Consider the following 11,857-nt stretch of genomic DNA (forward strand, 5'->3'; position numbering starts at 1 on the left):
AATGAGTAAAGTTATAGGGATTGACTTAGGAACAACTAATTCTTGTGTAGCAGTTATGGAAGGGGGAGAGCCTACTGTAATTTCAAATGCAGAGGGAAATAGAACGACACCTTCTATTGTGGGCTTTTCTAAATCAGGTGAGCGCCTAGTAGGTCAAGTTGCTAAGCGCCAGGCTATTACCAATCCAGATAAGACTGTTATGTCAATTAAAAGACATATGGGAACAAACTATAAGGTTAAAATAGACCAAGATGAATATACGCCTCAGCAAATCTCTGCAATGGTTTTACAAAAGCTAAAAGCAGATGCAGAAGCTTACTTAGGAGAAGAAGTCAAACAGGCAGTAATAACAGTACCAGCATACTTCTCGGATAGCCAGAGACAGGCGACAAAAGACGCTGGTAAAATTTCAGGACTAGAGGTTTTGAGAATTATCAATGAGCCTACTGCAGCAGCATTAGCATATGGTCTAGATAAGGGCGAAGATCAGACTATACTAGTTTACGACTTAGGTGGAGGGACCTTTGACGTGAGTATTCTAGAGCTTGGCGATGGCGTTTTCGAAGTAAAGGCTACTAGTGGAAATAATAAACTTGGTGGGGACGATTTTGATGATAGAATCATAGACTATCTAGTGGAAGAATTCAAAAAATCTAATGGTGTTGACTTGAAGAAGGATAAAATGGCTACGCAGCGTTTAAAAGAAGCTGCAGAAAAGGCAAAGCATGAGTTATCTGGTGTAATGTCAACTAATATTAACTTGCCGTTTATCACGGCTACAGACGAAGGACCTCAGCATTTAGATATTAATTTGAGTAGAGCTAAATTTGATGAATTGACAGCTGATCTAGTAGAGAAAACTATGGGACCAACTCGTCAAGCACTTAGCGATGCAGGGTTTAAGCCAGGTGATATTGATAAAGTTATCCTAGTAGGTGGTTCAACAAGAATGCCAGCAATCCAAAAGGCAGTTCAGGAGACTACTGGTAAAGAACCTCATAAGGGTGTTAACCCTGACGAATGTGTTGCCATTGGAGCTGCTATTCAGGCAGGTGTTCTAGCTGGTGAGGTAAAAGACGTGTTGCTACTAGATGTGACACCCCTTTCTCTAGGTATTGAAACTTTAGGAGGCGTATTTACAAAGTTAATTGAGAGAAATACCACAATTCCTACTTCAAAAAGCCAGGTATTCTCTACAGCTGCGGATAACCAAACTTCCGTTGATATTCACGTGCTACAAGGGGAGAGAGAGATGGCTTCTGGAAACAAGACATTAGGGCGGTTCCAGTTGACTGATATCCCACCAGCACCAAGGGGAGTACCACAAATTGAGGTTAAATTTGATATAGATGCCAATGGTATTGTTAATGTATCTGCTAAAGATATGGGTACAGGAAAGAGTCAGGACATAACAATTACTGCATCTAGCGGAATCTCAGATGAAGATATTGAACAAATGGTACAAGACGCTGAGAAATATGCAGAAGAGGATAAAAAGCGCAAAGAACAGGTGGAAGTTAGAAACCAAGCTGATTCTTTAGTATATCAGGTAGACAAAACTTTAAAAGAAGCAGAAGGCAAGATTGAGCAAGAGCAAGTAGATAAAATTACCCAGGCAAAGACTGATTTGGAAGAAGCTCTAAAAGGTGATGATACTGAAGATATCAAAGCTAAGACTGAGAGTCTTACTACAGTACTCCATGAGTTAACTACTAAGATGTATGAGCAAGCTAACCCTGAGGGTGGGGAAGGTCAAGCTCAAGAAGATGACAATGTAGTAGATGCAGATTATGAGGAAGTTAAGGAAGATAAGGAAGAAGATAATAAATAGATTTAAATGGTTAAAAACAGGGGGAGCAATCCCCCTGTCTTAGCATGGGAAGGGTGAAGCAATCCATGAGTAAAAGAGATTATTACGAAATATTAGGAGTTAGCAAAGGTGCTACTGATGCGGAATTAAAAAAAGCATATAGAAGTTTAGCTAGAAAATATCATCCCGATGTAAATCCAGGAAATGAAGAAGCGGAAGCCAAATTTAAAGAAGTCCAAGAAGCATATGATGTGTTAAGTGATGCTCAAAAAAGGCAACGGTATGATCAGTTTGGGCATGCGGGTATGGACGGTCAAGGCTTTGGTGGAGGCCAAGGTTTTGGAGGTCAGGGATTTGACGGTTTTGAAGATATATTTGATATGTTCTTTGGCGGTGGAGGTGGCGGTAGACGCAGCCAAGGTCCGAGAAGAGGATCCGATTTGCAGATGAACATGGAGATTACTTTTGAGGAAGCCGCCTTTGGTGTTGAAAAGGAAGTAGAGGTATCTAGAAACGAACACTGTGACCGCTGTGACGGAAGTGGTGCTGAACCTGGAACAGAGCCGGAAACATGTTCTGAGTGTAATGGAACAGGTAAGCAAAATGTAATTCAAAACACTCCTTTTGGGAGATTTCAATCCACTAGAACCTGTCAGCAGTGTCAGGGCAGAGGGAAAACAATTAAAAGCCGCTGTGGTGATTGTGCAGGTACTGGCAAAGTTCGCAAAAAGAAAAAGATGAATATTAAGGTTCCTGCAGGAGTAGATACAGGCTCTAACCTTCATATTGCAGGTCAAGGCGAAGCAGGTGCTTTAGGTGGACCCCCGGGGGACTTATATGTAGTAATTCATGTGAGGCCCCATGAAAAGTTTAAGCGAGAAGGAAATGATGTTATTTGTGAAATACCTATTTCCTTTGTGGAAGCAGCATTGGGAGCAGAAATACAGGTGCCTACATTAGATGGCAAGGTAAAATTAAAAATCAAAGAGGGAGTTCAAACTGGAACATATTTTAGGATAAAGGGTAAGGGGATACCCAGATTGCAAGGTTATGGTCGGGGAGATCAACATGTAAAGGTAGTAGTGGTAACTCCAACAAACCTAAACGAAAAGCAAAAAGAAATTTTACGCCAGTTTGGGGAATCCTGTGGTAAAAAGAATATGGAGTACAAAGATAAAGAAAAAGGTTTTTTTGAGAAAATGCGCGATGCATTTATGGGTTAATAACAATTAATTTTTTAAAAGGGGAGCTGTGTCCATGAAGTGGCAAGAGGTTACGGTGACAACAGAGCATGAAGCGGTAGAAGCGGTATCAAATATATTCCATGAATTAGGTGCCGGAGGAGTAGTGGTTGAGGATCCTAATGTTGTAGAGCAATACATAAACTCTGGGATATGGGATTATTACGAGTTGCCTTCGGAAATGCTAGAAGTAGAGCATGTACTAATTAAGGGCTACTTGCCAGTAGACACGGAACTTCCCGAACGATTGGAGCAACTTAAAACTTCCCTAACAGTACTTAAAAATCAAATACCTCAGATTGATATTCAAGTCAATACCGCCGAAGTAGCTGAGGAAGATTGGGCAAATTCATGGAAGGCGTATTATAAACCGGAGAAAATTACAGAGAGAATAGTTGTAGTACCTAGCTGGGAAGAGTATCAGTCCCATCAAGGAGAGTTGACTATTGAACTAGATCCTGGAATGGCTTTTGGAACTGGTACTCATAGCACTACGAAAATGAGTATTCAATTGCTTGAGACAGTTGTAAACGGAGACGAAACCGTTTTTGATGTGGGAACAGGAACTGGAGTGATTTCTATAGCAGCAGCAAAACTAGGCTGCAAATCGGTATTTGCTGCTGACTTAGATTTAACTGCTGTAAATATAGCTAAACAAAACGTAGAAATCAATGGTGTTAAGTCCTCTGTAGAGGTTGTTCAAGGTAATCTACTTGAGCCATTAATGGGTAAAGAAACTCCGCAGATAATTGTGGCCAATATAATAGCAGATGTGATTATGTTAATGGCAGAAGATGCGTATAACACTTTAGAAATAGGCGGGTATTTTATTACTTCAGGTATTATAGATTCTAGGGGAAAAGAAGTGAAAGATAAGCTCAGCCAAATGGGTTTTACAATAGAGCGCATTATAGAAGAGAAGGATTGGGTTGCAATCCTAGCCAAAAAGGAGTAGAATATGCGTCGCTTTAGAGTGCTTACGGAGCAAATACAGGATGGAAAAGTGCTAATTATAGATACTGATGCTCGACACATTGCAAAAGTTCTCAGGTTAGAGCCAGGAAGTCAAATAAGCGTTTTTGACGGAACAGGTAATGAATATCAGGTGGAGTTAACTGAAGTAAGTAACAATTCAGTAGAAGGTATCGTTGTAACAGAGGTGGCTCAAAACAGAGAAGCACCGATTAAGATTACCCTATTACAGGGCCTGCCGAAACAGGCGAAAATGGAGGTAATAGTACAGAAATGTACTGAATTGGGAGTTGCCAAAATTGCTCCTATTATCACAGAAAGAACAGTGGTCAACTGGGACGTAGAAAAAGGTGCTAAAAAGACAACTCGCTGGCAAAAAGTGGCGCAAGAAGCCTGTAAGCAATGCGGAAGGCAAGTTGTTCCCACCATAGAGGAACCCAAAAAACTCCAAGAAGTTTTAAATAATATTAGTGCCAACGCATTATTCCTGATACCCTGGGAAAGTGAAGAGGCGACGGGGATAAAGGAAGTGCTTAAAAAGGTATCAGAGGATACCTTTAATGAAGTATATATAGCTATCGGTCCAGAAGGTGGGTTTTCCCGTAGAGAGATAGACGCTGCTATTGCCAAGGGTGCCATACCTGTCACTTTGGGTAAGAGGATTTTGCGCACGGAGACTGCAGGGATGGCAGCGGTTACTATAGTGCTCTACGAGCTAGGCGATTTAGGAGGCAAATTATGAAAAGAGTTGCTTTCAATACTCTGGGGTGTAAAGTAAATCAGAATGAAACTGAGGCTATAAAAGCTCTCTTTAAGAAAGCAGAGTATACTGTAGTGCCCTTTAAGGAAGAGGCAGATGTATACGTTATTAATACATGCACAGTAACTCACTTGGGAGATAGGAAGTCTAGACAAGTTATTAGGAAAGCGATAAAAAATAACCCCCAAGCCAAGGTGTTGGTAACAGGATGCTATGCTCAGACATCACCAGGGGAGATATTAGAGATTTCGGGGGTAGACTTGGTCATAGGCACCAGTGAGCGTCATAAAATTGTGGAGTTAGTAGAGCAGATAGAAAAAGGGACAGAACCTTTAAATGCTGTTTCAGATATTATGGAGGCAAGAGAATTTGAAAATTTACCCTTACCTGAGAATAGTAGAACTAGAGCTTTTCTCAAAGTTCAAGAAGGGTGCAATCAATATTGCACCTATTGTATTGTTCCCTATGCCAGAGGTCCCCTGCGAAGTCGCATGCCTAACTTGGTTGTAGAACAGGTAAAGGAGTTAGTAGATAAAGGGTTTTATGAAATAGTATTAAGTGGTACTCATACAGGAGCATACGGAAAAGATTTGGAAGGTGGCTACAATTTAGCCAAATTAATTGAGGAAATAACTAAACTCCAAGGGTTAAAGAGGCTACGTATTAGTTCTGTAGATCCTCATGATTTTACTCCAGAACTAACAGAAATACTGGTCTCTTCTGATATAGTTTGTCCACATTTTCATATACCACTTCAGAGTGGTGATGATACAATTCTAAAACGCATGAAAAGGCCTTACAATACTGACTGGTTTAGAAATCTAATAGAAAAATTGAAGGAAAAGGATTCACATGTAGCGTTTACAACGGATGTTATGGTTGGCTTCCCGGGAGAAACTCCAGAACAATTTGAAAACACTATGAGGTTTATAAGGGAAGTTGGTTTTGCTGATATGCACGTATTTAAATATTCTCCTAGAAAGGGAACTCCTGCTGCTGAATATCCAGATCAGATACAGGAGCCAGAAAAAGATAGTAGGAGCAAGGCATTATTGCAAGTTGCCACAGAGTTGCGAAATAATTTTGCTACTGATTTTTTAAATGCTAAAAAAGAAGTTTTAGTAGAAAGAGCTTGGCAAAAAGATGAAGGAAATGACTATGCTGATAGCGAAATGTATTGGGAAGGACTAACTGATAATTATATTAGAGTTGTATTTCCAAAAGGAGAAGAACCTACAGGATTAGTCCCTGTAAAGCTGCAAAAGTGGCAAGGGCAGTTCATGTGGGGAGAGCCTGTAAGTGGTCGATAGGAGGTGAAAAGTATGTCAGATTGTATATTCTGTAAAATTGTGGCAGGGGATATTCCTAGTCAAAAAATTTATGAAGACGACTTGGTTTTTGCATTTAAAGATATTAACCCAGCTGCACCCACCCATCTTCTCATTATACCAAAGAAGCATATAAGCTCATTAAATGAGCTAGCTGACGGAGATAAAGAATTGGCTGGTCATATCTTGGTGATAGCAAGAAAGATAGCTCAAGACCAGGGATTTGCCAAGAGTGGATACAGAGTAGTAAACAACTGTGGTAAAAATGGGGGACAAACTGTGGATCACCTTCACTTTCATTTACTGGCTGAACGAGAGCTGGGTTGGCCTCCAGGCTAAAATTGACACATGTCATCTACTGTAGTATAATTCAAAATGTGTGTATTTTTGTTTTAGTGCAGTAAGTGGAGGGAGGGAAATAAGAGTGAGTGAGATAAAGGTAGGAAAAAATGAAACGCTAGATAGCGCATTGCGTCGCTTTAAAAAATCCTGTCAAAAAACTGGGGTTTTATCTGAGGTACGCAAAAGAGAGCACTACGAAAAACCCAGTGTAAAGAGGAAGAAGAAATCAGAAGCTGCTCGCAAGCGTAAGTTCAACTAAGGGAGGGATATCCCAATGTCGTTGAAAGATAGATTGATGAATGACATGAAGGCATCAATGAAACTCAAACAAGAAGGAAAAGAAAAATTGGCTGTCATTCGCATGGTTCGAGCTGCTGTAAAAAACAAAGAAATAGACTTAAAGAGAGATTTAAATGAAGATGAAGTAACCCAAGTCATTTCTAAAGAAGTTAAACAGCGCAAAGACGCTATAGACGAATATGAAAAGGCGGGCAGAGAGGACATTGTTGCCAAGCTTAGAGTAGAAATCGACATATTAAACGAGTACCTTCCTCAACAATTGACTGCGGAAGAAGTAGAAGCTATAGCCCAAGGAGCAATTGCAGAGACTGGTGCCACAAGCGCCAAAGATATGGGTAAAGTAATGAAAGCAATTATGCCTAAAGTATCTGGTAGAGCAGATGGGAAAATAGTGAATAAAATTGTGCAGCAATTGTTAAATTAATATAGTCTGGTAGAGCAAATCTACCAGACTTTTAGTTTATAATAATGGTCTGGATTTAACAGGCAATAATGGAGGAAGATGCCATGTTAAAAAGAATAACAACACTGATATTAATACTATTGCTCATGCTCTCACTTGTGGGAGTTAATAGCTGGGCTCAAAATGAGCAGGTTTACATAATCCCTGTAGAGGGGACAATTGATGGCGGTGAAGCGGCTTTTTTTGAACGGGCTTTTAATGAAGCAGAAGCTGCAGGTGCCCAATTAGTATTAGTTGAAATAAATACACCTGGTGGCAGGCTCGATTCTGTAATGGATATGGAACAAACTATGAGAAGGTCTGATATTCCCATAGCGGCCTTTGTTACAGGAGGAGCCATATCTGCAGGGGCGTTAATAGCTTTTTCTGCTCCAGATCTGTATATGGCGCCGGGTACTACTATTGGAGCAGCCGAAGCCAGAATGGGTGAGGAGAGAGCTGATGAGAAAACCCTCAGCTACTGGCGTGAATCCTTAGGAGGTGCTGCGGAGAGACATGGTCGTGACAAATTAATTGCTGAAGCCATGGTAGATGTTGATATAGAAATTCCAGGATTGATTGATGCTGGTAAACTCCTGACCATGACTGCTAATACAGCTTTAGAGTGGGAAATGATTGACGGCATTTTTGACACTAGAGAGCAAGTCCTTGCTGAATTAGGTTTTGAAGGGGCCGGGGTAGCAGAAGTGGAAAAGGGACCGGCGGAGCATTTGGCAAGTTTAGTTACCAATCCCTTCATAAGTCCTATATTGCTCACATTGGGTTTTTATGGATTGCTATTAGAACTATATAGTGCAGGATGGGGTATTTCGGGCACTATAGGACTGATCTCATTAGGCTTGTTCTTTGGTGGACACTTAATAGCTGGTTTTGCAGGGATAGAGTCACTCATACTCTTTTTAGCGGGCATAATTTTAGTATTAGTAGAAGTGTTTGTAACACCAGGTTTCGGTGTAGCCGGTATTGGAGGTGTAATTGCGTTGATAGCCAGTATTGTAACAGCTTCCATATCTTTTAATCAAGCTATAATATCTCTTGCAGCTATGTCCTTTGGAACAGTACTGTTATTTTTGTTAAGCTTTAGGTTTTTCAAAACAAGAAACTTTTGGAAGAGAGTTGTGCTTGGCGATAAGATGGAAACTGATAAAGGCTACGTTTCTGCAGACAGCTCTTTAGTGGAGTTGCTTGGAAAAGAAGGAGTAACGCTTACTCCTTTAAGGCCTGCTGGAACCATAGAGATTGAAGATGGTCGGCGAGTTGACGTGGTGACTGAAGGGAGTTTTATAGGTAACAATACAGATGTAAAGATTGTTAAGGTTGAAGGTACCCGAGTGATTGTTAGAAAAGTTAATAAAGAGCAATAATATAAAAAAATATAAAATTAAAGAGGAGTGAAATTATGGTAGAAGTTACATCGTTGTTTATTTTTGCCCTATTTTTAATTTTCTTAGCAGTATTTGCATACCTGATTCCAGTAGGACTATGGATATCAGCACTTGCTGCGGGGGTTAGAGTAGGTATTATGACTCTAGTGGGAATGCGATTTAGAAGAGTTCCACCTAGTAAAATTGTATCTCCATTGATTAAGGCGGACAAAGCAGGGTTAAAGATAACAGTAAACCAACTTGAGGCCCACTACTTAGCTGGAGGTAATGTGGACCGAGTTGTAAATGCATTGATTGCAGCAGAAAGAGCAAATATAAGCTTGCCATTTGAAAGGGCTGCAGCCATTGATCTTGCAGGTAGAGACGTATTACAAGCTGTACAGATGAGTGTTAACCCAAAAGTAATTGAAACACCTGTAGTAGCCGCAGTGGCAACTGACGGAATTGAAGTAAAGGTTAGAGCGAGAGTTACTGTGCGAGCAAACATCGACAGGCTTGTTGGTGGTGCCGGTGAGGAAACGATTATTGCTCGAGTGGGAGAGGGTATTGTAAGTACAGTGGGATCTAGTAAAAGCCATAAAGCTGTACTAGAAAACCCCGATTACATTTCTAAAACTGTATTGGATAAGGGATTAGATTCAGGTACTGCTTTTGAGATTTTGTCTATTGATATTGCAGACGTAGATGTGGGTAGAAATATTGGTGCTAGCTTGCAAACAGATCAGGCCGACGCTGACAAGCGTATCGCTCAAGCGAAAGCGGAGGAGCGGAGAGCTATGGCTGTGGCAAGAGAGCAGGAAATGGTTGCTCAGGTACAAGAAATGCGCGCAAAAGTTGTGGAAGCAGAGGCAGAAGTGCCAAAAGCTATGGCAGAAGCACTGCGTGAGGGGAAATTAGGCGTTATGGATTACTACAACATGCAAAACATTAACGCAGATACTCAGATGAGAGATATGATTGCTAAATCAGGTGAAGCTCAGTCAGATGGACACGAAGACAATAAGGGCCATAAGTAGGTGCTAAACAGTGGGAGATTTTTTAGGGTTAATTATCTTTATAGTCTTTATAATTGCTAGACTGTTAAGTCAGCAAAAACAGGATAATAGGCCAAAGCGGGGTCAACAACCTAGAACAGCTCCAAAACCTGTGGAAACGCCACAGGGTTCATCAATGGAGCAGAAGAAAGAGACTCAGAAAGAAGAGGATTGGTTTCCTATACCTGATGATATAAAAGATTTATTTGATTTTCCAGTTAAAGAAGAGAAGCCTAAACCGAAACCTGAGCCCAAGCCAAGGACCACAGGAACTGCTCCGGTTGAAAAGAGGTATGAGCACCAAGGGTTGAATAAACCAGATTTGAGTGAAGGTGGTTTAGTTCATGCAGAAGAAATAGGAGCTGCTGATTTGACCCAAAGCAACAAATCAATAGTTGTGCCAAGAAAGCGAAGACATCAGCAAACAGCTATTGGCGGAGGAATTCAAGTAAGCGCGTCAGCTGTTACTCAGGGGATAATTTGGTCAGAAGTTTTACAACCTCCTAAAAGTCGCAGGCGACAGATAAATATGAGAAGATAAATAAAGTCACCTATTGAAAGCAACTTATAGATGCTATCAATAGGTGACTTTTTTGTAATTATTACCCTCTTCCGTGCATAGATTATTATGAGACTAGGGGGGATGTCCAGTGGATTTAAAAAATAAGCGACACAAAGCTAAAGAGACATTTGCCAAGCTCTTTGAGATGCCTAATGATGTAATCTTAGACCTGCCTAAGATTACAATGATCGGTGGAATTCAACTCTATATCGAAAATCACCGGGGTGTAATTGAATTCAGTGGAGAAAAAATACGAGTTGCAGTTGCAATAGGTGAGTTGGAGATACTGGGTAGGAATTTGGAAATCAGGGGCATCTTTACCGAGGAAATAATTATCGAAGGAAATTTAGATTCAATAAAATTGGTAAAGTAGGTGGGAATGTTGTTATTATCTAGATGGTGGTCGTTTATACTGGGATATGTGGTAATAATAATTGAAGGCAATTTTACAGAACGTTTTATCAATATGGCTTCAAGTAGAGGAATAATAATGTGGGATGTGGCCTTTTTAGATAAGGATAGAATTAAAGCCAAAGTTAGAATTCATCAATTTGGAGCACTAAGGCATATTGCACGAAGGCAGCAATGTCGAGTTAGGATTAAACACAAGCGAGGACTTCCTTTCTTAATTGCCAAGCTGCAAAAAAGAAAAATGCTAGTAGTGGGTGCAGTTATATTCTCTATGCTATTATACACAATGTCTTCCTTTGTGTGGTTTATTGAAGTTCAAGGAACTGATAAGGTTAGACCAGAGCAAATTTTAACCGTTGCTGAAAGTCATGGTCTTAAAGTGGGGGCAATGAAACGAGATTATGATGAAGAGGAAGTAGAGAGGGCTCTAGGAAACCTACCTCAAATAGCTTGGGTAGGCATACAGGAAAAGGGGACAAAGGTGACAATAGAAATTGCAGAAAAGGTTTTAGTGGATATTGAGGAAGACCAAAAGCAACCAGCTCATCAAGTAGCTAAAAGGGACGGAGTTATTGAAGAGCTTTTGGTACTTGTGGGGATTCCAGCTGTACAAGAAGGTGATACTGTACAAAAAGGTCAAGTATTGATTTCTGGTCGTATTTTCCCTGAAAGTGAAGATGAGTTGACTGCAACAAGTGAAAATGGCGACGACTCTATTATTAATATGGAGCCTAAAAAAGTAAGGGCGAAAGGAATTGCCAAAGCGCGTACTTGGTACCAAGAGCAGCTTACAATAAATCTAGCAGAGCGTGGTTACAATAAGACAGGAGAAAAAGTAACTACAACATCTGTAAGAATAAAAGATAAAGAAATAGTGATTCAAGGTCCTAGAAAGATTCCATATGAACATTACGACAAAGATGAAGAAATTAAAAGGCCATCTAAGTGGAGGAATATGGCAGTTGCCATAGAAGTAATATCCAGAACATACTATGAAAAGGAACCTTATACTATAAACTACAATGTTAAGGAAGCTATTGAGAAAGCTACTAAAGAGGCAAAAGGTAGAGTAGAATTGAGAATACCTCAAGAAGCAGTAGTTAAAGACACATATGTAGAGCATTTAAATGAAGAAGAAAGAGCAAAAAATGTGGAAGTTAAGGTTACTGTAGAGATTTTAGAAGATATCGCAGAACCAAGGGCTATTCACTAAAAGTAATAAATAGGGTATAATAGAATTTAATTTAGA

Annotated in this window: 13 protein-coding genes; all 13 read left to right on the forward strand. The window is 40.2% G+C overall.

The window, feature by feature from the left end:
* Position 1: 1 nt before the first annotated feature.
* On the forward strand, positions 2-1,831 hold the full coding sequence (gene dnaK, locus GGQ84_RS07770) for a molecular chaperone DnaK (protein ID WP_429161417.1): 1,830 nt from the start codon (positions 2-4) through the stop codon (positions 1,829-1,831).
* A gap of 65 nt (positions 1,832-1,896) precedes the next feature.
* Positions 1,897-3,033, forward strand: a complete 1,137-nt coding sequence (dnaJ, locus tag GGQ84_RS07775) for a molecular chaperone DnaJ (protein ID WP_429161419.1) — start codon at positions 1,897-1,899, stop codon at positions 3,031-3,033.
* A 34-nt stretch (positions 3,034-3,067) separates the two neighbouring features.
* Complete coding sequence (gene prmA / locus GGQ84_RS07780) at positions 3,068-4,006, forward strand: 50S ribosomal protein L11 methyltransferase (RefSeq protein ID WP_429161421.1); 939 nt, start codon at positions 3,068-3,070, stop codon at positions 4,004-4,006.
* A 3-nt stretch (positions 4,007-4,009) separates the two neighbouring features.
* Positions 4,010-4,765 (forward strand): 16S rRNA (uracil(1498)-N(3))-methyltransferase, encoded by a 756-nt coding sequence (locus GGQ84_RS07785; protein ID WP_429161423.1) that lies wholly within the window; start codon positions 4,010-4,012, stop codon positions 4,763-4,765.
* Complete coding sequence (gene mtaB, locus GGQ84_RS07790; RefSeq protein ID WP_429161425.1) at positions 4,762-6,093, forward strand: tRNA (N(6)-L-threonylcarbamoyladenosine(37)-C(2))-methylthiotransferase MtaB; 1,332 nt, start codon at positions 4,762-4,764, stop codon at positions 6,091-6,093. The genes GGQ84_RS07785 and mtaB overlap by 4 nt, the downstream gene beginning before the upstream one ends.
* Before the next feature lie 12 nt (positions 6,094-6,105).
* Positions 6,106-6,450: a histidine triad nucleotide-binding protein gene (locus GGQ84_RS07795; protein WP_429161427.1), complete on the forward strand. Its 345-nt coding sequence runs from the start codon at positions 6,106-6,108 to the stop codon at positions 6,448-6,450.
* An 85-nt stretch (positions 6,451-6,535) separates the two neighbouring features.
* Positions 6,536-6,712, forward strand: coding sequence for a 30S ribosomal protein S21 (gene rpsU / locus GGQ84_RS07800; RefSeq protein ID WP_429161429.1), 177 nt, complete (start codon positions 6,536-6,538; stop codon positions 6,710-6,712).
* Positions 6,713-6,727: 15 nt separating this feature from the next.
* Positions 6,728-7,177, forward strand: a complete 450-nt coding sequence (locus GGQ84_RS07805; protein ID WP_429161431.1) for a GatB/YqeY domain-containing protein — start codon at positions 6,728-6,730, stop codon at positions 7,175-7,177.
* 83 nt (positions 7,178-7,260) lie between these two features.
* On the forward strand, positions 7,261-8,580 hold the full coding sequence (locus GGQ84_RS07810; protein WP_429161433.1) for an NfeD family protein: 1,320 nt from the start codon (positions 7,261-7,263) through the stop codon (positions 8,578-8,580).
* A gap of 35 nt (positions 8,581-8,615) precedes the next feature.
* Complete coding sequence (gene floA / locus GGQ84_RS07815) at positions 8,616-9,617, forward strand: flotillin-like protein FloA (RefSeq protein ID WP_429161435.1); 1,002 nt, start codon at positions 8,616-8,618, stop codon at positions 9,615-9,617.
* A 10-nt stretch (positions 9,618-9,627) separates the two neighbouring features.
* Complete coding sequence (locus GGQ84_RS07820; RefSeq protein ID WP_429161438.1) at positions 9,628-10,176, forward strand: hypothetical protein; 549 nt, start codon at positions 9,628-9,630, stop codon at positions 10,174-10,176.
* 109 nt (positions 10,177-10,285) lie between these two features.
* Positions 10,286-10,570, forward strand: a complete 285-nt coding sequence (yqfC, locus tag GGQ84_RS07825; protein ID WP_429161440.1) for a sporulation protein YqfC — start codon at positions 10,286-10,288, stop codon at positions 10,568-10,570.
* Positions 10,571-10,576: 6 nt separating this feature from the next.
* Positions 10,577-11,821: a sporulation protein YqfD gene (gene yqfD, locus GGQ84_RS07830; protein ID WP_429161476.1), complete on the forward strand. Its 1,245-nt coding sequence runs from the start codon at positions 10,577-10,579 to the stop codon at positions 11,819-11,821.
* Positions 11,822-11,857: the final 36 nt, after the last annotated feature.

The organism is Desulfitispora alkaliphila, assembly GCF_050433185.1.
Lineage (GTDB): Bacteria > Bacillota > Desulfitisporia > Desulfitisporales > Desulfitisporaceae > Desulfitispora > Desulfitispora alkaliphila.

Coding starts and splice junctions, on each gene's coding strand:
- GGQ84_RS07810 (WP_429161433.1), top strand. CDS start 7,261: ATGTTAAAAAGAATAACAACACTGATATTAATACTATTGCTCATGCTC.
- dnaK (WP_429161417.1), top strand. CDS start 2: ATGAGTAAAGTTATAGGGATTGACTTAGGAACAACTAATTCTTGTGTA.
- GGQ84_RS07805 (WP_429161431.1), top strand. CDS start 6,728: ATGTCGTTGAAAGATAGATTGATGAATGACATGAAGGCATCAATGAAA.
- prmA (WP_429161421.1), top strand. CDS start 3,068: ATGAAGTGGCAAGAGGTTACGGTGACAACAGAGCATGAAGCGGTAGAA.
- dnaJ (WP_429161419.1), top strand. CDS start 1,897: ATGAGTAAAAGAGATTATTACGAAATATTAGGAGTTAGCAAAGGTGCT.
- floA (WP_429161435.1), top strand. CDS start 8,616: ATGGTAGAAGTTACATCGTTGTTTATTTTTGCCCTATTTTTAATTTTC.
- yqfD (WP_429161476.1), top strand. CDS start 10,577: ATGTTGTTATTATCTAGATGGTGGTCGTTTATACTGGGATATGTGGTA.
- GGQ84_RS07785 (WP_429161423.1), top strand. CDS start 4,010: ATGCGTCGCTTTAGAGTGCTTACGGAGCAAATACAGGATGGAAAAGTG.
- mtaB (WP_429161425.1), top strand. CDS start 4,762: ATGAAAAGAGTTGCTTTCAATACTCTGGGGTGTAAAGTAAATCAGAAT.
- GGQ84_RS07795 (WP_429161427.1), top strand. CDS start 6,106: ATGTCAGATTGTATATTCTGTAAAATTGTGGCAGGGGATATTCCTAGT.